The following is a 20,210-nucleotide window of genomic DNA, read 5'->3' on the forward strand; positions in this document are numbered from 1 at the left end:
GTCTAGGTGGTGATTTCGGCCAAGAGAGTTTCAGCTCTCTGCCAGCAGACAATAGATGATCATCGTCATCCGCTCGGTTGGAATGTGAAACCAGGCGAACTTCTCAAAGACGGATAACGGATTTTGCGCCAGGACTTCATCCATGGACATGCCCTGATCGACGAGGGGTTTCATCGTGTCCTTGATCGCAAGCATCAAATCGACCGAAGCCTGCATGTCGAACATGTTATGTACGTGTATCTTAGTGACCTAAACCCATCTCCTTGATCCGGCTGTCTGGATGTAGACTCCGTTCCAAGTGAGGATGTTTCGATCAGAGCCTGCGGATTTCCGATCAGATCACGGGCAATTTTAAAGACAGCATGGTACTTTCCTTTTCAACATAAGTTCCATTTCTTTCCCGCGCAGGGTATGTCAGGCCTGACCCAGCGAACCTGGTTCGTGAAAATGATAGAGGTCGTGAAGCAAACTATGGTCGGTGAATTGAGTTCCGAGCAGGCCGTGCGCGGCGCGATCCAGACGCATTCGAGGCGCGTCTGGCGGTTTGGGCTTGCCATGTCGGGTGCTTCCGATGTGGCCGATGATCTGTTGCAGGCTACTTGCCTGCGTGCGCTTGAACGCCACCACCAGGTCACGTCATTTGAGCGGTTGGACAGTTGGTTGATGACGATCTGCCGTTCAATCTGGTTGAATGAGCTGCGTGCCCGCTCGGTCCGAAAAGCGCAGGCACTGTCGTTGACCCCAGAGTCAGAGCTGATTGCATCCGGACCGGACTCGGAAACGAATATATTCGCCGCCGAAGTGTTTACCCAAGTGATGCAGTTGCCAGAAGCACAGCGAGAAACGGTGATGCTGGTCTATGTCGAAGGCTATAGCTACCGCGAGGCCGCAGCATTGCTGGAGGTGCCAATAGGAACGATCATGAGCAGGCTGTCCAATGCGCGACAAAAACTGAAAGTCGTGATGCAGCATGAGGCGGCAGATGCCGTTCGACGGAGTCGCAAATGAAGTTTTCCGATGAAGTTCTCAAAGCGTATCTGGAAGGCAAAGTGAATGAAGCCGAGGCCCAGGCGATAGAAGCTGCGGTTGCGGCCGAACCCGAGCTTGAGGCGCGCCTGATGGGGCTTGATCCATTCGCACCGGTGGTACAAGCGGTGTTTGAACATGTCCCGGCCGAGATGCCCCGGATGGTTTTGCCTGACCCAAATGCCGAGATACAAACCAGTAGCGGTCCTCTGCGCCTGTTGGCCGTAGCTGCATCTGTCGCGGTGATTTCTGTGTCGGCCACATATTTGGTAACCAGGCCTCAGCCCATGGGGTGGGCTGAGCAGGCGGCGATCTATCAATCACTATATGCGGCGGACACGATCGCGGGGATGGACAGCTCGGAACAGGCGTTGACAACTCAGTTTGATCAGGCCGAGGCACAGCTGGGTCTGTCCTTGAGACGTGACACTCTTGAGGCGTTGCCGGGGATGGAATTGAAGCGTGCGCAGGTGTTGTCTTTCAGGGGCAAACCGTTGGTTCAAGTGGTCTTTGCGAATGAACAGGGCCAGCCTTTTGCCTTCTGTGTCATTCGTCAGGGTGAAGGCGCGCCAAGCAAGGATTTGAAAGAGGCAGTGCTCAGCGGGTTGGCGACGGCCACCTGGTCCAAAGACGGTTATGGCTATATGTTGATTGGTGACAGCGATCAGACTGACCTGGAAAGTAAGCTGGATATTCTGACCGCGACCTTTGCAAGCTGAGGTGGCGTCAAAAACGCCTTGTGAACCTGCGGAAATACCAGAAATATAGCGGACATGACCACCACACCCGTCATTCCCAATCCGGATGAGGACGAGGACCCCCTCGGCCCGCGCAGCATCTATGATGATGACGACGCTGATGAGGATGATCTGTGGTTCCTGCCACCTGACGAAGAGGCCGTCGAGGATTTCCTGCCGCCCGGTCCAAGGGTCGACCGCAGTCTTTTGTTTGATCCCAGGGACTGGCGTGCGGCGCAGGCAGATCTGTCGTTGGAACTGGCCGATCTGGCAGTTAGTTTTGGCGCCTTGGACGAACGTTTGCGCGCCGGTCCGGATGGGTGGACACACCGGCTGGCGCTGATGGATGTATCCGATTTGGGATGGTGGACCGGCGACCGGATCAGCGTTGATCGGCTGGCGCTTTGGACCGGGCTTCGCATTGGTGCAACCGGGGATGATGTGCAGGCCCTGTACCGCGCGGGTTGGGCCGTACGGCGGCTAACATCCGGCGCCGCGCCATCGGATGGCGGGTGGGAGACCGGCCTGACAGCCTTTTTAGATCGAATTGCGCAGGGGATTGACGAAGTCCCCGAAGCCATCGCCGATCTTGCCGAAGTCATGCGCAATTCCGAGGGGCTGCACCCGGTGACGCAGGCCGCCATCGGTTTTCATGCCTGGCGGGCCCTGTCTCAAGGCATCGGACAGGATACCGAGGCTGCAATCATTGCCGCCCGTCATGCGGCCAAGATGGGGCGGGGCGGGGCTGTGTTCATGCCCTTGGTTCTGTCGGGTCCGGGTGCGTTGAGAGGTGTTGGTGAACCATCAGAAAAGCTTGCTACCTGGATCAGGGGAACAGGGCAGGCGGTATTGTCCGCCTTGCTGCACCTGGACCGGGTCAGCGCCTGGGAGCAACGCGCCAGAGAGACCACTGCAGAGTTGAGCGGGCGCACACCACCAAGACTGATCGACGTGTTTACGGCTTGGCCAATGGTTTCGGCCCCATTGGCGGAAGAGCTGACTAAAGCCTCACGCGCTGCGGTTCAGCGCAACATTGACCGTTTCAGCCGGAGGGGCTTGATCCGCGAGGTGACAGGGCAAGGACGTTACAGAGTTTGGACAGCGGCGCTGTAGCCCAAACAGGGTCATCAGACCAATATGCCCGGTCTGCCGCATTGAATACCAGCTTCCGCAGGTTTTTGCCTGTGCAGACGTGAATGCCCGTCCCATTTTTGCCCCCGCATTACTGGCTAGTGGAAACAGGTCTAAGGGCGGCAAAGTGTTTGGCCGGATCGTATATATGTCAAAAGTGGTTCTTAAATCAAAAGTTTAACTCGCAATTTGTGAAAACTATTCTTGGTTGACGGTGTGGATGGCAAGCCACCTCAGGCGCAGTACTCCTTCGGAGGGTCCGGGCAGTGCTGTTGTCGAACAAACCATCATTTTAAATTGGGCTGTTGAAACATTGTCCGGCCTATTGCCGTCAGCAGAGGATCGGCTAGAGGTAGGTTAACGTGTTATTGGCGAAGGTATGGATCCGTCATCCGATCTGGAGGATTTGGCGCAGGTCGAATAGTGACCGAGAATGCCCCGCTCCGACCCGCCGCCAATTCCGAGGCATGCCGATGCACCGTCTGAAAAAAGGCCTGACCAAATGAAGATCCAGGAAAACCGAACCTTTTCACAGCTCGAGGTCGGAGACGAAGCCCAGCTGACACGATTGTGCACGGTTGACGATCTTTACGCATTCGCCTCGGCATCGGGGGATCACAATCCTCTGCATCTGGCGGCCTATGACGGTGACGGCGACGGACACCCCGAGGCGGTGGCCCCTGCGCTTTGGCCCGCCGGTCTGGTGGCGGCCGTCTTGGGGAATATTTTGCCGGGCGCGGGAACCCAGACCCGAGCGGCCAATCTGCGGTTTCACGCGGTCGTTCTGGCCGGAGATGAGTTGACCGCAGTTGTTCGGGTTACAGAAAAATCTGACGATGGTGATGTTATCTGCACCGCCGAGGTTCGGCGTGTTGGCGACAGCACCCTGGTCCTGAGCGGAGATGTCCGAGTCACGCCGCCCGCAAAGCATATGGAATTCGATTCGATCGAGGTGCCGGGACTTATCGTACAACGCCACCGACATTTCGAAGCGCTGCTGGCGAAAGCCAGACCCCTTGACCCGATGCCAACTGCTGTTGTTGCACCTGAAGAGCCAAACTCATTGGGGGGTGCTTTGCTGGGGTATAGCAACAGCATTATCACGCCGATCCTTGTGGGTGATCCCGGCAAGATCGCTGCCGCAGCCGAGGCACTGGGTGCCGATCTGTCCGGATTTGAAATTATCGAGGCCTATGGCCACCAAGCCGCCGCCCATCGCGCGGTTGACCTGGTGGTTGAGGGCAGGGCGCAAACACTGATGAAGGGGCATTTGCACACCGATGACTTGTTGCGCGCGGTTCTGCGCCGCGAAAACGGGTTGAGAACCGGGCGAAGGCTGTCACATATATTTGTTATGGATGTTCCGGGGATGTCGCGTCCGATCATGGTCACTGACGCGGCCGTGAATATTGCCCCTGACCTCGAAACCAAGGCTGATATTGTTCAGAATGCGATCCATCTGGCACATTCCATCGGGATTGAGACCCCAAAGGTAGGCGTGCTTTCAGCCATTGAGACGATCAACCCGCGCATGGCGTCGTCAGTTGATGCCGCCTTGCTGTCGAAGATGGCCGAACGGGGTCAGATCACAGGAGGGTTGGTTGACGGCCCCCTGGCTATGGACAACGCGGTCGATCTGAATGCGGCACGCACCAAAGGGATTACGTCCGAGGTGGCTGGTGCTGCGGACATTCTTGTCGCCCCAAACATAGAAGCAGGCAATATGGTGGCGAAACAGCTGACATTCATCTCTCATGCCGAGGCGGCAGGGATCGTGGTCGGGGCTGCTGCTCCGATTATCCTGACCTCGCGTTCGGATGATGACGACTCGCGTCTGGCGTCCTGCGCGGTGGCGGCGCTTCATGCATATGCAAGTAAAGGCAAACTCCATGGCTGACCATGTTCTGGCACTGAACGCCGGGTCCTCATCACTGAAATTCGCGCTGTACGAACTGGTTGATGACAACCGTCCCAGCATGCGGTGGCGCGGACAAATAGAACGTTTAGGTGATGCACCACGCCTATTGGCCCAGTCGGCAGGCGGCAGATCAGTAGATCGTCCCCTGTCGAGCACCAAAAGCCATGATGAAGCGATCCACGCATTTCTTGAAATGGCGCGGGAATATCTTCCTGACATTCATGTGTGCGCAATAGGTCATCGCGTAGTGCATGGGGGAACGGTCTATTCCGAGCCTGTGCGCGTGGATGACACCGTCATCAACACTTTAGAAGGGTTTATTCCCTTTGCTCCTTTGCATCAGCCCTACAGTCTTTCGGGTATTCGTGCAGCCAGCGCTGCCTTCCCCGGAACAACTCAGGTTGCCTGTTTTGACACGGCGTTTCATCGCACCCATCCGTGGGTAAACGACACCTTTGCCTTGCCGAAAAGCTACTATGACAAAGGCGTTCGCCGCTATGGGTTCCATGGGCTGAGCTATGACTACATTTCGAACAAGCTGAAAGAAACGGCACCGGGTCTGTATGATGGCCGTGTGGTTATCGCCCATCTTGGAAACGGGGCATCCATGTGTGCGGTTTCAGGTGGGCGCGCTGTGGCTTCGACCATGGGGTTCTCGGCGCTTGACGGGTTGCCGATGGGCACGCGCTGCGGTCAGCTGGATCCAGGTGTCGTGCTGTATATGCTGCAGCAGGACGGAATGACCGCAGAAGAGATTGCCGAAATGTTGTACAGAAAATCCGGCCTGCTGGGCCTGTCGGGGATATCATCGGATATGCGCACGTTGTTGGCCGCTGATACGCCCGAAGCCCGAAAGGCAATCGACTATTACGTCTTCCGTATCCGGCGAGAGCTTGGCGCCCTGTCCGCCGCACTTGAGGGGATTGATGCGCTTGTCTTCACCGGTGGCGTTGGTGAGAACGCGGCCCAGATCCGGCAGATGGTGTGTGATGGAATGCGATGGATCGGGATCGAAATGGATCACGCCAGGAATGCCGATGGTGGAACAGTTCTGTCCACGGATTTCAGCCGTGTCCGGATTCTGACGATCCCCACAAATGAGGAGATGGTGATCGCGCGGGCTGCGGTAAATTTTCTGGAATAGGTCTTATTCGTTTGGCGTTTCTTTCCGGCGCCGGGCGTATTTCAGCAGCATGCTCAGCAAGGCCGTGATGGCTTCGGGCGCCAGTACGCCAACCGGGTCGCGGCGAATTCCGGCTACGGTGTTTTGGACCTCGGCCAGGGATTCCCTGATTTCGGATTCAATGTCTTGCAGCGCCATATCCCGAAGTTCGACTGCGGCCGAGGCATCGCCGTGTTGGTTTATCGAATTGGCGAGCAGAACCAGAACCAAAGCAAGTACCAGATTGTTCCCCGCCACAAGTATCGCAGCAACGGGTTTCGACAGGGTCGCGGAAAGCCAGAAAAATCCGGCGAGATTCAGCATGATGATCGCCAGGCCCACCGCCACTCCGGCGGCTATGTAAAACCCGGCCCGTTTCACGGAGATCGCAAGCTGTGCGCGTGCGATCAAGCGTTCAGCGCGCAAAATGACTGAGACATTGCGGGATATGCGGCTCATGGGCGTCTCCTAGCGTGACCGGCCAAGCATGTAGCCTAGGGCAAAAATACCAGCGGCAAACAGAATTGATTTTCTGTGCGGCAGATCTTCGAATTCCTCAAGTATATCGTCAAGCTGTGTGGACCAGGATTCGAGGTTATCTGTAAGCCGGTCGGCGATGGTTTCGTGCGGCGGGGCGTCAGCCCCTTTATCTGGCGAAGCGTTTTTTGTCGTTGGCTGCTTGGCAAGTTGCCGTCGCAACTCTGCGATCTCTGTTTCAAGCTCGGCTTTTGTCACCATTGCTCAGGCTCCTTCCCGGCGGACCACTATCAGCGTGCCAGTATCGCCCATGGTAGACTGATTTTCCGATTTAGTAAAAGGGGCTTATCGGGTACAAAGCCGGTGCCAGCGCGCCTATGCGCCAATGTCAATAATCCGCAACCAGCAGGAAATCCGGGATGGCGTCTTCCTCGATTGTCGCAAAGCGAGGGATCGGCTGTTCGAAGACGTTGTCGGTTCGGTCGTCATTGACGGTAGACACTTCGCCAATCAAACAATCGCCTTTTTCCGCCCAGAACGCGTGCCAGATACCCGGCATCAAGGTCACGCTTTGACCGGGCTTTAGCCGCAGCAGTTCGCCAGGTCGAAGCGTCACAGGGCAGTTGTCGCTAGGCACGGTCACAGGGGTATCGCGGTCAATGCCGCCCTGAGGGTCTGAGGCGTAGATTTCCATCACCAGATCGCCACCGCCCCGGTTGATGATATCCTCGGCTTTGACGATGTGCCGGTGCATCGGCGAAAGCTGCTTGTCCCGCGACACCAGCAGTTTCTCGGCATAGAGCATGCCTTGCCCCTTGTTCAGATCGCTGACATCGCCATTGCGTAGGGTGAACAGGAACAGGCCAAGTTCGTCAAACCGACCCTGGCCATAGTCGGTTATGTCCCACCCAAGCCCGCGTTCACGGATACCGGCGGCCTGTTCGCTGCGCATTTTCTCGGGCGACCAATCCGCAAAGGGCGGGAGCACCGCGCCAAAGGAACGGATAAAGGCCTCGGCCTCGGATTTGATTTCGTTGATGTCTGATCGTTTCATCGGCTTCTTCGTTGGGTCAGAGTTCATGTGCCCAGGGCGGGTTTGCCCCGGCGCGCGCGACGGTTACAGCGGCGACTTCCGCCCCTTTCGAAAGGGCTGCGCGCAAGGCGTTTGCTGGCAATGTGCGCAATTCGAGTTTTGTTAAGTGGCCTGATTGATCTAGGGCGGACAAGACGCCTGCGTTGAAAGTGTCACCGGCGCCAACGGTGTCGACGACCTCGACCTTTTTTACGGGAACAGAAACGTCGGACCCGTCCGCAAGATACCCGATCGCGCCTTCGCTGCCCCGGGTGACGATCACCACCGAAGGTCCTGCCTGCAGCAACAGCGGAACTTTCTCAGCAAGGCTTTCTGGGCCCGGAATGATCCAGTCCAGATCTTCGTCCGAGACCTTGACGATATCCGCTTGCGCAATCATGCGGTTCAGCCGGGTGCGATACCGGGTCTGATCCCGGATGAAATCCGGGCGAATGTTTGGGTCCAACATGACGGCGCGCTCTGATCCAAAGCGGTCAAGCACCGCCGCATAGGCATCTGCGCAAGGCTCGCAAGCCAGACTGATACCGCCCAGATACAGCGCCGAGACCGAGGGCAGATGGGTTGGCATATCCTCTGGCGTCAACATCCGTCCGGCCGAGTTTTCATCGACGAAACTGTAGGCTGCCTGCCCATCCTTGAGCTGTACAAATGCCAATGTTGTCGGGCGGTCCGAGTGGATTACCCGGTCGGAGTCAACATGGCTGGCCTTGAGGGCGGTCATAAGCTGTTGCCCGAACATGTCAGAGGAAAGCCCGGTCAGCAGACCCACCGGCGTATCCAATCGACCCAGGGCAATAGCCGTGTTGAAAATCGCACCGCCAGAATGGGGCACAAACCCCAGTTCGCCCGAGATCGTGGGCGTCTCGATCATATCGATCAGGGCTTCACCACAGCATAGGATCATGCCGGGACCTTTCTGTTTCTGAAACGTGCGGTCAGACTACCGCCTTAGCGCATTTTTACAGAAATTGTTAGCGCCAACAATGCCAAATTCATCCTGTTCCGAGACATACAGGTTCATGGATCGGCGCAACTCGCTGAACCGGCCTCCGGCATTAAAGGCGTCTCGGAAGGCGTCCTTGAACAGCCAGCGGTTCTTTTCGGCCACGCCGCCCACAAGGAACACGCCACCGGAAGGCATCATGACGACCGCCAGATCGCCCATGACCGCGCCTAGATGTGTGGTGAACATATGCGCGGCCTTGACGGCATGGACATCGGTTCCGTCGCGTGCATCCTGAAGGATATCGCGCGCTGTTCGGGGCTCGGCCTTTGCCCGACCCCCTGCCAGTTCGATGGCCTGATAGAGGATTGGCAAACCCGTACCGCTGAGGAACATTTCCGCCTCAAGTGTCAGGGTGTCGTCAAAGAAACACTCGGGGGCTACCTGCCGCGCGGCGTTGAATATTTCGACCTCGTCCTGATTTCGGGGCGAGAGGCCGATATGGCCGCCTTCGCCGGACACCGTGTGATAGCGGCCATTCGAATATAGCAGCGATCCGACACCTAGCCCGGTTCCAGGCCCGACGACCAGACGTGTGCCGGTCGGTGGATGCTTGGCCCCTTGCAAGACTTCAACATTGTCATGGGAAATTTCGGCAACAGACCACGCAGCGGCAGTGAAGTCGTTGATCACAAAGGTATGCCGGGCGCCCGTTGCCTGAGCGATATCATCCTCTGACAGATCAAGTTGGGCGTTGGTCAGCCTGATTGTACCGTTGCGGACAGGTCCTGCCCCGGCGGCAACCACGGCCCGTGGGTCGGTTCCGATCTCGTCGCGCAGGCTGTGAAAGGCTTCGAGCAATTCGGGCAGCTTGCCGGTGGGGTATTTGCGCAGATCCGTCAGCTCACCATTGGTGATCACGCCAAGCCGCGTATTGGTGCCGCCGATATCGGCCACGAGGTTCCAATGGTCGTGCATGGCCCCTGCCGGTTGCGCCAGCGGCAAGGACACGGTGCCTCCCGTCAGGGCCTTTTGTACTGCGGTGTAGGATGCCTTGGGTGTCCGTTCCATCGTCTGAAAGTCCACGTCCACAAGGCCGAACCGCTTCTCATATCCCAGCGCCCATTCGTAGTTGTCCAGCAGGGACCAGATGAAGTAACCCTTGATCGGCACGCCCTGTGCCAAGGCGTCCTGTACCGCCGATAGATGTTGGTTCAGATAGTCGATCCGGTCGCTATCCTGCTGCCGTTCGGGGCTGGCCATGCCATTTTCCGTCACCAGAATCGGTAGGTCCCCGGTGTAATCCTGCTTGGTGCGGGTCAGAAACCGGGTCAGGGCGGCGGGTTCGATCTCCCACCCCATCTGAGTTTTGGGCAGCGGGCCGGCGATTTCCTGCAGACTGGGCCAGGTGGTCTCCGAAGGCGCAATCAACTTGCGGGTATAGTAGTTCAGACCACACCAATCGACCGGCGTACCGATGATGTCGAAATCATCCTGCCAGCCAGCGGGCAGGTAGGGCTCTAACCCCTCCAGAACGTTGTCTGGATAGGCCTTGTTGAAAACGCCGCCCAGAAAGAACCGGTTGTAGATGCCGTCATATAGATCAGCCGCGCGGCGCGCTTCGGGGCTGTCATCTGCGGGTTCGGCCCATTCCAGGTTGAAAACCGCGCCCAGGTTAGACATGCCCAGGCCCCGCATCGCGTCGATGGCGCTGCCATGGGCCAGAAGGACGTGGTGCATCGCGCGGGCGGTTGCACGGATGTCGCGCAGACCCGGGGCGTGATGCCCTTCGAAATGGCTGAGCCAGCTGACGCACCACGGCTCATTTATGGGGGCGACGCTGTACATCCGATCGCCGATGCGGCCCATGATGACCTCGGTGAAATCGGCGAACCACCCGGCGATATCGCGATTGCGCCAGCCGCCCAGATCGGACAGCGGCGAGGGCAGCTCCCAATGGTAAAGCGTGGCGCAGGGGCGGATACCGCGTTCCAGCAGCGCATCGGCCAGCCGATCATAGTAATCCAGCCCGGCCTCATTCACCTGACCGCGGCCTTCGGGCAGCACCCGCGCCCAGCTGGTCGAAAACCGGTAGCAATCAAAGCCGCCATCGCGCACCAGATCCAGATCCTGCGGGAACCGGTTCAGGTGGTCACAGGCCAGATCCCCGTTTTCATTTCGCACAACATTGCCGGGGGTCCTGGCAAAGGTATCCCAATGGGTTTGCCCGGCCCCTCCCTGTGCGTGGCCTTCGATCTGATAGGCCGAAGTTGCGACGCCAAAGAGGAAATCTTTGGGGAAATCAGTGCGGTTGTATATCATATTCAGAACCTGTTGGGGGCGGGGCCGGTCGAGCCGCCAACTACCAGCTCAGCCTCCAGCAATCTAGTTTTGGCCGGGTCTTCGGGCGCATTTATTCGTTCGATCAGCATTTCGGCAGCTATTTCACCGGCCGACCGAACCGAGGATCGCGTGGCGGTGAAGATCGGTACATCCTGCCCGTTTTTCAGATAGGACAGGTCGTCATCATGGGCGATCACCGAAACATCGCGGCCCATCTGCAGCCCTGCTTCGTTCAATGCCCGCCGAACTCCGATGGCCGAAATCATTGACGAGACCAGAATGGCGGTCGGCGGGTCCTTGAGTTGCACCATATCGCGCGCTTCGTGGTGGCCATATACCTCTGTCATCTCGGCGCTGCGCATCAATTCAGGGTCCGGTGACAGACCGGCTTGATTCAGGGCCTGCAGGTAACCGGCCCGGCGGCGTTGGGCGAAATCCATATCTTCAAGTCCATTGATAAGGGCGATCCGTCGATGCCCCAGGTCGATCAGAAACCGGGTGGCGCGCATGAACGAGCTTTTGTTGTTCACATCAACCCAGTCATAGGGCGCGTCTATTCCAGTAGATCGTCCGTGCACAATGAATGGCGCGCCCATGCGATTGAGGACTTCAATCCGCTGCTCGTTCACCTTGGGGCCCTGCAGAACGACACCGTCCACGGCACCACGCTGAAACAGGTCGCGATAGGCGCGTTCAATAGATGTGTCATCGGCGCTGGTGAACATCATGTCATAGCCGTGTTCGGCATATCTACGAGCAGCCCCGGCGACAAAATCGCCAAAGATTGGGTTAACCATTTCATGCTGGGATGAGCTGGGAATCACGTGCCCGATCACGTGTGATCGACCTGTCGCAAGACCCTTGGCTCGGCTGTTCGGGCGGTACCCGTGTTTTGTTGCGGCGGCCTGAACCCTTGTGCGCGTGGCTTCGCTGACCTCGGGGTATCCGTTCAGCGCGCGGCTGACGGTTGTTTGAGACAAACCAAGGATTTCAGAGAGCTGCTTTAGGTTCATATTTGTTCAAAGCGCCTACAAATTACTGCGTATTCCTGTTTTTGCGGGCATTTTCTCCGGTGGTCAACAGATTTTACGAACATCTCGTTTGATATTTATATTTATGGGCCTTCGCAAAGCAATCGTTGACAGGTGGAGGCTGTTAGCGCATAAACTCACTCCAGCCAAAGCGCTTTGGAAATTTGAAACCTAAGGCGCGAGATATCGTTGGGAGGAGAAATTCATGAAACACTCGCTTTATGCTGGCGTTGCCGCATTTACCCTGGTCGGGGGCGTCGCACAGGCCGACAAGGTTACCGTATTCGGCCCGTGGCTGGGGCCGGACCAAGAGAATGTCGAAAAGGTTCTGGATGGGTTTGCGGCGGCGACCGGGCATGAATACGCTTATGTCGGTTCGGACAGTTTTGAATCGCAAATCCGTATTGATGCTGAGGCCGGATCGGCCCCGAATATTGCCGTTTTCCCGCAACCTGGGTTGGCGGCGGATATGGCCAAATCCGGATTTCTGACGCCACTGGGAGAAGGGTCAGGGGACTGGATTCGCGACAACTATGCCGCCGGGCAATCCTGGGTCGATCTCGGCACCTATCCGGGGCCGGACGGTCAGGATCATCTTTATGGGTTCTTCTACAAGGTCGATGTGAAATCCCTTGTGTGGTTTGTGCCCGAGAATTTTGAGGATGCGGGATATGAGGTGCCGACCACGATGGAAGAGCTGAAGGCTCTGTCCGATCAGATTGTGGCAGATGGCGGCACGCCATGGTGTATTGGCCTGGGTTCGGGTGGGGCCACTGGCTGGCCTGCGACCGACTGGGTCGAGGATATGATGCTGCGTACACAATCCCCCGCGGATTACGACGCTTGGGTTGCCAATGAATTGAAGTTCAACGATCCAAAAGTCGTCGCGGCCATTGAGGAATTCGGGGCCTTTGCCCGCAATGAAGACTATGTCGCAGGGGGCGCCGGTGCTGTTGCAACGACGGATTTCCGCGACAGCCCGAAAGGCATGTTCAGCTCACCTCCGCAGTGTTACATGCACCGTCAGGCCTCATTCATTCCGGCATTCTTTCCAGAGGGCACCATCGTCGGGGAAGATGCGGATTTCTTCTACTTCCCTGCCTATGAAAGCAAAGACCTTGGCAGCCCGGTTCTGGGTGCGGGCACTTTATGGGCAATCACCAATGACAGTCCCGGTGCACATGCGCTGATCGAGTATCTGCAAACACCTGAAGCGCATGAGACCTGGATGGCGCTGACCGGATTTCTGACCCCGCATAAGGGGGTAGATACTTCGGTCTTCTCGGATCCCACGCTGAAAAAGATGAACGATATTCTTCTTGGTGCAACGACGTTCCGGTTTGACGGTTCTGACCTGATGCCGGGCGGCGTAGGCGCCGGAACATTCTGGACCGGAATGGTTGATTATGCAGGCGGTGCCTCTGCCCAAGAAGTGGCGGATGAAATTCAGTCATCCTGGGATGCGCTGGACTAAGCGTCCGGGGTTGGGCAACCCGCACCATCGGGTTGCCCAAGCTAACCGTCACAAGGGAGAAGCGTCATGCATCCGGCATTTCAGGGCCTGCTGACCATCGCAATCGGCGTGTCAGCCTGTGTGGGCTATTTCTACCTGTCTAATCAGTTTCTGGACAAAATTCTGTTCCCGGCGCGCGGTCCCAATGCAGGCCGCAACATCAACCGAGCGAGCATGATCCGCCCATGGCTGTTCCTGTTTCCCGCATTGGCTGCATTAAGCCTGTATCTGGCTTACCCGGTGGTGGAAACGCTGCGCCTGTCGTTGACGCAGCGCATTCCTGGCGGCGGGTACGAGTGGGCGGGCTTGGATAACTATGTCCAGATGGCGCAAGAGCCCAAATTCTGGGAAGCCATGCGCAACAACATGTTATGGCTGATCGTGGTGCCTGCAATGTCGACAGCGTTTGGCCTATTGGTGGCTCAGCTGACCGACCGCATCCGCTGGGGCAACATCGCCAAGTCTCTGATTTTCATGCCGATGGCCATCTCGTTCGTGGGGGCCTCGGTGATCTGGAAGCTAGTCTATGACACCCGTCCGGTTGAGCAGGACCAGATCGGGATGCTGAACGCGCTCTACATCTTTTTCGGAGGAGTAGAGCCGCAGACATGGTTGACCATCCCTTTCTGGAACAGCTTTTTTCTAATGGTGGTGCTGGTCTGGATTCAGACCGGTTTTGCCATGGTTATCCTGTCGGCCGCCCTGCGCGGTATTCCCGAGGAAACCATCGAAGCTGCCATTCTGGATGGGGCCAATCCGTTCCAGATTTTCTTCCGTATCAAAGTGCCGCAAATCAAAACCACCATCCTGGTGGTCTGGACCACGATCACCATCACCGTGCTCAAGGTCTTTGACATCGTGTTTGCCATGACCAACGGCCAGTGGGAAACGCAGGTTCTGGCCAATTACATGTATGACAAGCTGTTTCGCGCCAATGACTGGGGCGTGGGCTCGGCCTCGGCCATGGTGATCATGCTGCTGGTGGCACCGATCCTTGTCTGGAATGTGCGCAATGCGCGCAAAGAGATGGAGTAGGCCATGAGCGATATAGCAGGAACCAAACCCGCCCTTCGCTGGGCTGTCCATGCCTCGGTTCTTTTTCTGGTCGTGCTCTGGGTGGTGCCGACGCTGGGGCTGTTGATCTCATCCTTCCGCACGGCTGACCAGATTGCCACAAGCGGCTGGTGGCGGTCGTTGTTCCCATCCGAGCAGAACCTGACCCTGCGCGCTGCAGCACCTGAAACTCAGGTGCTGGAGAATGGCGTTTACATGATCGAAGGCAACCTGTTTGAAACCGGCGCGCAGGCGGCGATCTCGAAATGGGGCATCAGTTCTCGTGCGATCGATGATTTTGTACCGGGCGATACCGCGGAACTGCGTAAGGGCGGTACTATTACGGTGGATGCCGACGGCAAGTACCGGATGGAAAACACCGAAGAGTTCACCGGCAGTCGCGGCGTGCGCGTCTTTGTGACGGCGGAACTGCCTCCCGAGTTCACCCTGGCCAATTACCACAAGGTCCTGCTTGCTGAAGACAGCACTGACAGTATGGGGCGGGCGTTTTTCAACACGCTGACGGTCACGATACCGGCGACGATCATTCCGATCCTAGTGGCCGCCTTTGCCGCCTATGCCTTGGCTTGGATGGATTTCCCCGGTCGGGCGCTGTTGATCGCTGCGGTTGTTGGCCTGTTGGTGGTGCCGCTGCAACTGGCACTGATCCCCTTGCTGAAATTTCACCTGAGTATCGGGATAGGCAAAGGTTATCTGGGAGTCTGGATGGCCCATACCGGGTTCGGGATGCCATTGGCCATCTACCTGTTGCGCAACTACATGGCTGGGCTGCCGCGCGATCTGATCGAAAACGCACGCGTTGATGGCGCGACCGAGTTCCAGATCTTTACCAAACTGATCCTGCCGCTCAGCTTTCCGGCGCTGGCGTCATTTGCGATCTTCCAGTTTCTCTGGACATGGAACGATCTGCTGGTCGCCAAGGTGTTCCTGATCGACGCCTCCGGCCAGACCACGGTGATGACAAACCGGATTGTCGAGCTGTTGGGCACGCGCGGTGGGAACTGGGAAATCCTTGCCACGGCGGCCTTCGTCTCGATCGCTGTGCCGCTGGCTGTCTTTTTCGCAATGCAAAAATACCTGGTCCGAGGCCTGCTGGCCGGGTCCGTCAAATAGAGGCGTCTGATGAACGTGCAGAACACAACAGAACTTTCCAATGCAACCAAGGTGGCCGCTGACTGGTGGCGTGGTGGCGTCATCTATCAGATCTATCCGCGCAGCTTTCAGGACAGCAATGGTGACGGGATCGGAGACCTGAAAGGCATCACCCAGCGATTGGGGTACATTGCCTCTCTGGGCGTTGATGCGATCTGGATTTCGCCCTTCTTCAAATCTCCGATGAAGGATTTCGGATATGACGTCAGCGACTATCGCAATGTTGATCCGATGTTCGGCACGATGGAGGATTTTCGGGACCTGCTGAATCACGCCCATGCCCAGGGGTTGAAGGTGATGATCGATCTGGTTCTGTCGCACACGTCAGATCAGCACCCCTGGTTCAGCGAAAGCCGCGCCAGCCGTGAAAACGCCAAATCCGATTGGTATGTCTGGGCCGATCCAAAACCGGACGGTACGCCGCCGAACAACTGGTTGTCGATTTTCGGGGGCTCGGCTTGGCAGTGGGACGCTCGGCGGTTGCAGTATTACCTGCATAATTTCCTGACCTCACAGCCGGATCTGAATTTTCACTGCGCGGATGTGCAGGACGCCTTGCTGGATGTCGCCAGTTTCTGGCTTGATCTGGGTGTCGATGGGTTTCGTCTGGATACAATCAACTTCTATTTCCACGACAAAAAGTTGCGAGATAATCCTGCCCTGCCCGTGGAGCAGCGCAATGCCTCAATCGCGCCGATGGTAAACCCGTATAACCATCAGGACCACCTTTTCTCCAAAAGCCAGCCCGAGAACATTGCCTTTCTGGAACGCCTGCGGGCCCTGACCGATCAATATGAAGGTCGCGCCTGTCTGGGCGAGGTGGGCGACGCACAGCGTGGGCTTGAGATTATGGGCGAATACACCAGCGGTAATAAGCGCATGCACATGTGCTATGCGTTCGAGTTCCTTGAAAAGCGCGCTTTGACTGCCAGCTATGCACAGCAGGTATTTGATCAGCTCGAGGACAAAGCAGGTGATGCCTGGCCTTGCTGGGCATTTTCGAACCATGACGTGGAACGTCACGCGTCGCGCTGGCGTCTGGACGATGCAGCCGCCAGACAGCATGCAGTTTTGATGATGTGCATGCGCGGCTCGGCCTGCTTGTATCAAGGCGAAGAGTTGGGCCTGCCCGAGGCGGACGTGGCCTTTGACGATCTGCAAGACCCGTATGGCGTCGAATTCTGGCCCGAGTTCAAGGGCCGCGACGGATGCCGGACGCCGATGGTTTGGGCTGCGCAGGATGAACAATCGGGCTTTAGCACCGGCAAGCCTTGGTTGCCTGTCAGTGACCCTCAGGCCGAGCGTGCCGTGGACCGATCAGAGGCTGAGCCCAAGTCCATGCTTCACCACTATCGTCGTGCGATTGCATTCCGCCATGCCCATCCGGCTTTGATGTTGGGGGCGCAAAAGAACATGACGCAGATCGGGACCGTTTTGACCTTCACGCGTGAAGATCATGCAGAAGAGGTGTTCTGCGCATTTAACCTCGGTACCGAACGTTCCGAAGTAATTTTGCCAGACGGGAACTGGCGCGTGATCGGGGAAGAGTTGGGCGGCGTCGCAGGAACGGGGACAGTGTCTCTGGGTGCTGCACAATTCTGCCTGCTGTTGAGGGAGAAGGAATAAACCATGTCAGAGCTAAACCTCACAGATGTCGCCAAAACCTATGGCAATGTGGATGTTCTGAAGAACATCAATCTTGAGATTGAGCGGGGCGAGTTGATCGTTTTTGTCGGGCCTTCGGGCTGTGGCAAATCCACCTTGCTGCGCATGGTCGCCGGGTTGGAAAAGATCTCGGGCGGAACGCTCGAGATTGAAGGGCAGGTGATGAACGATGTGCCGCCAGCACAGCGAGGCATCGCGATGGTGTTCCAAAGCTATGCGCTGTACCCACATATGACCGTTCGCGAAAACATGGCCTTTGCGCTGAAGATAGCCAAAATGCCGGTGGCTGAAGTCGGCGCCGCGGTCGATCGGGCGGCCCGCATCCTACAGCTTGAACCTTATCTGGACCGGTTGCCCAAAGCGCTATCCGGCGGTCAGCGTCAGCGTGTCGCAATCGGGCGCGCCATTGTGCGTGACCCCAAGGTTTACCTGTTCGACGAACCGCTTTCGAACCTGGACGCGGCGCTGCGTGTCGCCACCCGGATCGAAATCGCCCGCCTGAAAGAGGCGATGCCGGACAGCACGATGATCTATGTCACCCATGATCAGGTCGAAGCGATGACATTGGCCAGTCGGATCGTCGTGCTGGCCAACAAAGGGATCGCTCAGGTTGGCACGCCGCTGGAGCTGTATGAGACGCCGGACAACGAGTTTGTCGCGCAATTCATCGGTTCACCAGCAATGAACCTGATGTCGGGGGTCATTACCGCGACCGGCGCACAGACAGTCGTCAAGCTGGACGGTGGCGGCACGGCGATATCAGCGGTACCAACCGAGGCTGGAGACGAAGGCAAGCAGGTGAATATCGGCGTCCGCCCCGAGGATTTTGTGTCCGTGGACAGCGACCCAATCCTTGAAGGGGTCGTAGACTTTACCGAGGCTTTGGGCGAGGTGACGCTGTTATACTTCGCGGTCGAGGATGGGACGGATGCCCTTATTGCCAAGCTTCCGGGCGTTCAGAAGAATATGCGGGGCAAGACTGTGATGGTCTCTGCGAATCCTGACAAGGTTCATTTGTTCCATCAGGGTGTTTCCATGCGGAAATAACCCTTTCCAACACGGTTCTTGACAAGACCCTGATGCTGTTTCAACTTGATTGAAACGTTTCATTTTGTGGTAGAACAGTGGAAATGCGAGTTTCAGCGCAGTTATACACAGTCCGGCAGGTTGGGGATTTGGCGGCCCAGCTTGACTTGGTGCGTGCCTGCGGGTTCACCGATATTGAAACGGTTGGGTTCCACGATCTTACCCCCACGCAGGTTACCAATGTGGTTAGACAGGCTGGTTTCACTGTTCGATCGGCCCATTTTGACTGGGAAGAATTTGAAACCCGGTTTGATGACATTCTTAGAATACTTGAAGCTTTGGAATGCCCTGTGGCGGTCATGCCTTGGCTGTCGCCCAAGGCTCGGCCCGGCACCGCCGAGGGGTGGAAGGCAGTGTCGGGCCGGTTGGCGGAATGGGCTGATGCCCTGTCAGCCAACGGTGTGCGCCTTGCCTATCATAACCACGATTTCGACCTTGCCGATCTAGGGCAGGGCTCGCCATTGGATATGGTCCTGTCGCATGAGGCCATTGGATGGCAGCCGGATATCGGTTGGCTATATTCGGCGCTTTCTGACCCCGCTGCACTGCTGAGCCGTTATTCCGACCGGATCGTTTCCGTCCATGCTAAAGACTTCGATCCATTGGCCGGACAAGGCGACGAGCGCTGGCGAAATCTGGGGCAGGGGGTTGTGGACTGGCCTCTAGTCCTGCGTGTTCTGGCTGACAGTCCCTGCGCTGACCTTTTTGTGGAACATGATGAAACTGCCGATCACGCGCAAACATTGCAGACGGGACATGACCTGTTGATGCGAATGCGCAGCGTTGAGGTGACATAGTGGCGCGCGCGACGATCAAGTCGATTGCAAAGCAGACGGGGTTTTCTGTCGGAACCGTCTCGAACGCGCTGCGTGGTGCCGAAACCGTTAAGAAAGAAACGCGGCAGCAGATTCAGTCCGCCGCCGAACAGCTTGGATACCGGGTCAATCTGGACGGGCTGAAGCTGCGGACAAAAAAGTCCTATCGCATCGGCGTTCTGGTCAGCGTGTCACCTGATTCAGATGAAGAATGGGAAGGCGTCGAATTCACACGCATTGTCGCGGGTATTTCGCGGGCTTTGAAAGGGTCGCGTTATGAGCTTGGCGTTCACAGCGTGGCGGGCCTGCAGGGAACGATGGCGACGCTGAAGGAAATCGTTCAGAACGGTTTGGCAGACGGGGTGATATTCTCGGGTACGCGCCACGCCGATCCGCGCATTGCCTATCTGCAACAGAATGGTTTTCCCTTTGTTACCATGGGTATGAGCGACAGCGGCAGATCACATGCCTATGTCGATATCGACAGTCAGGCAGCAGGTCACGATGCAACGCAACGACTGCTAGCCTTGGGGCATCGCCGGATTGCCCTGGTGAACCCGCCGGATGATCTGGTTTATGCGACGCAACGTCGAACGGGCTATGCCCAGGCGTTCAGAGCGTCCGGTCTGGTCGTTGACCCGGCCCTGATCTTCAGCGGGCCTACGACCGCGCGAACGGGGTATAATGCCTTTGAAGCTTTGATGCGGCTATCCGATAGGCCAACCGCGATCATCTGCGCGAACGAAGCCATGACCCTGGGTGTGCTTTCTGCTGCCCATGCGGCGGGTGTTGAGGTCGGTCGCGAACTGACCGTGATCTCGACCGATGATCTGCAACTTAGCCGTTATTTTGTCCCTCCGCCCAGCACCTATTACGTCCCTATTGAGGAAACCAGTCGATTGCTGGGTGAGTATATGCTCAAGGCTTTGGATGGGGTTGACCCGTCCGAAACACAAAAAAAGATCAGGGCCATTTTGATCGAGCGGCAACCTGACACAGTCGCGCCGGAAGCGGCGCTAAACACCTGAACCAACAAAGGAGTAA

19 protein-coding genes and 1 pseudogene are annotated in these 20,210 nt (G+C 57.3%); 12 read left to right on the forward strand and 8 right to left on the reverse strand.

Features of this window, described 5'->3' with window-relative positions; translation table 11 throughout:
- Positions 1-30 precede the first annotated feature (30 nt).
- The gene (locus AC2FIC_RS07625) at positions 31-225 is read right to left on the reverse strand and encodes a hypothetical protein (protein ID WP_496691384.1); all 195 of its coding nucleotides are present in this window, start codon (positions 223-225) and stop codon (positions 31-33) included.
- Positions 226-411: 186 nt separating this feature from the next.
- Between AC2FIC_RS07625 and AC2FIC_RS07630 the strand changes: the two genes are divergently transcribed.
- From AC2FIC_RS07630 to AC2FIC_RS07650, 5 genes are all read left to right on the forward strand, one after another.
- Positions 412-1,008 (forward strand): RNA polymerase sigma factor, encoded by a 597-nt coding sequence (locus AC2FIC_RS07630; protein WP_496677248.1) that lies wholly within the window; start codon positions 412-414, stop codon positions 1,006-1,008.
- Complete coding sequence (locus AC2FIC_RS07635; protein WP_496691383.1) at positions 1,005-1,745, forward strand: hypothetical protein; 741 nt, start codon at positions 1,005-1,007, stop codon at positions 1,743-1,745. The genes AC2FIC_RS07630 and AC2FIC_RS07635 overlap by 4 nt, the downstream gene beginning before the upstream one ends.
- 54 nt (positions 1,746-1,799) lie before the next feature.
- Positions 1,800-2,876, forward strand: a complete 1,077-nt coding sequence (locus AC2FIC_RS07640; protein ID WP_496691382.1) for a helix-turn-helix domain-containing protein — start codon at positions 1,800-1,802, stop codon at positions 2,874-2,876.
- 520 nt (positions 2,877-3,396) lie between these two features.
- On the forward strand, positions 3,397-4,791 hold the full coding sequence (locus AC2FIC_RS07645; RefSeq protein WP_496691381.1) for a bifunctional enoyl-CoA hydratase/phosphate acetyltransferase: 1,395 nt from the start codon (positions 3,397-3,399) through the stop codon (positions 4,789-4,791).
- The gene (locus AC2FIC_RS07650) at positions 4,784-5,956 is read left to right on the forward strand and encodes an acetate/propionate family kinase (RefSeq protein WP_496691380.1); all 1,173 of its coding nucleotides are present in this window, start codon (positions 4,784-4,786) and stop codon (positions 5,954-5,956) included. Before AC2FIC_RS07645 ends, AC2FIC_RS07650 begins: the two co-directional genes overlap by 8 nt.
- 3 nt (positions 5,957-5,959) lie before the next feature.
- On the opposite strand, the gene AC2FIC_RS07655 is transcribed toward AC2FIC_RS07650, so the two are convergent.
- The 7 genes and pseudogenes from AC2FIC_RS07655 to AC2FIC_RS07685 all read right to left on the reverse strand — a co-directional run bounded on the left by AC2FIC_RS07655 (position 5,960) and on the right by AC2FIC_RS07685 (position 11,843).
- Positions 5,960-6,433, reverse strand: a complete 474-nt coding sequence (locus AC2FIC_RS07655; RefSeq protein WP_496691379.1) for a hypothetical protein — start codon at positions 6,431-6,433, stop codon at positions 5,960-5,962.
- A 9-nt stretch (positions 6,434-6,442) separates the two neighbouring features.
- Positions 6,443-6,712, reverse strand: a complete 270-nt coding sequence (locus AC2FIC_RS07660; protein ID WP_271948726.1) for a hypothetical protein — start codon at positions 6,710-6,712, stop codon at positions 6,443-6,445.
- A 127-nt stretch (positions 6,713-6,839) separates the two neighbouring features.
- On the reverse strand, positions 6,840-7,505 hold the full coding sequence (locus AC2FIC_RS07665) for a D-lyxose/D-mannose family sugar isomerase (RefSeq protein ID WP_496691378.1): 666 nt from the start codon (positions 7,503-7,505) through the stop codon (positions 6,840-6,842).
- Between the two features lie 16 nt (positions 7,506-7,521).
- On the reverse strand, positions 7,522-8,448 hold the full coding sequence (locus AC2FIC_RS07670) for a carbohydrate kinase family protein (protein ID WP_496691377.1): 927 nt from the start codon (positions 8,446-8,448) through the stop codon (positions 7,522-7,524).
- A gap of 36 nt (positions 8,449-8,484) precedes the next feature.
- Positions 8,485-9,465, reverse strand: coding sequence for a glucokinase (locus tag AC2FIC_RS07675; protein ID WP_496691630.1), 981 nt, complete (start codon positions 9,463-9,465; stop codon positions 8,485-8,487).
- Positions 9,466-9,507: 42 nt separating this feature from the next.
- Positions 9,508-10,809, reverse strand: a pseudogene (locus AC2FIC_RS07680) (GH1 family beta-glucosidase); the annotation flags it as partial.
- 2 nt (positions 10,810-10,811) lie between these two features.
- Positions 10,812-11,843, reverse strand: coding sequence for a LacI family DNA-binding transcriptional regulator (locus AC2FIC_RS07685; protein WP_496691376.1), 1,032 nt, complete (start codon positions 11,841-11,843; stop codon positions 10,812-10,814).
- 223 nt (positions 11,844-12,066) lie between these two features.
- On the opposite strand from AC2FIC_RS07685, the gene AC2FIC_RS07690 reads away from it, so the two are divergent.
- The 7 genes from AC2FIC_RS07690 (at position 12,067) to AC2FIC_RS07720 (ending at position 20,194) form a co-directional block, all read left to right on the forward strand.
- Positions 12,067-13,335, forward strand: a complete 1,269-nt coding sequence (locus AC2FIC_RS07690; protein ID WP_282021726.1) for an ABC transporter substrate-binding protein — start codon at positions 12,067-12,069, stop codon at positions 13,333-13,335.
- 66 nt (positions 13,336-13,401) lie between these two features.
- Positions 13,402-14,409 carry a carbohydrate ABC transporter permease gene (locus tag AC2FIC_RS07695; RefSeq protein WP_282021727.1) on the forward strand — a complete coding sequence of 336 codons (1,008 nt, stop codon included), beginning with the start codon at positions 13,402-13,404 and terminating at the stop codon, positions 14,407-14,409.
- A gap of 3 nt (positions 14,410-14,412) precedes the next feature.
- Positions 14,413-15,561 carry a carbohydrate ABC transporter permease gene (locus tag AC2FIC_RS07700; protein ID WP_496691375.1) on the forward strand — a complete coding sequence of 383 codons (1,149 nt, stop codon included), beginning with the start codon at positions 14,413-14,415 and terminating at the stop codon, positions 15,559-15,561.
- A gap of 9 nt (positions 15,562-15,570) precedes the next feature.
- Positions 15,571-17,226 carry an alpha-amylase family glycosyl hydrolase gene (locus AC2FIC_RS07705; RefSeq protein ID WP_496691374.1) on the forward strand — a complete coding sequence of 552 codons (1,656 nt, stop codon included), beginning with the start codon at positions 15,571-15,573 and terminating at the stop codon, positions 17,224-17,226.
- A 3-nt stretch (positions 17,227-17,229) separates the two neighbouring features.
- Entirely contained in the window at positions 17,230-18,312 is a 1,083-nt protein-coding gene (locus tag AC2FIC_RS07710; protein WP_496691373.1) for an ABC transporter ATP-binding protein, read from the forward strand.
- An 83-nt stretch (positions 18,313-18,395) separates the two neighbouring features.
- Entirely contained in the window at positions 18,396-19,148 is a 753-nt protein-coding gene (locus AC2FIC_RS07715; RefSeq protein WP_496691372.1) for a sugar phosphate isomerase/epimerase family protein, read from the forward strand.
- On the forward strand, positions 19,148-20,194 hold the full coding sequence (locus AC2FIC_RS07720) for a LacI family DNA-binding transcriptional regulator (RefSeq protein WP_496691371.1): 1,047 nt from the start codon (positions 19,148-19,150) through the stop codon (positions 20,192-20,194). The genes AC2FIC_RS07715 and AC2FIC_RS07720 overlap by 1 nt, the downstream gene beginning before the upstream one ends.
- The last annotated feature ends 16 nt before the right edge of the window (positions 20,195-20,210 follow it).

Source organism: Ruegeria sp. CDSC079, assembly GCF_059610505.1.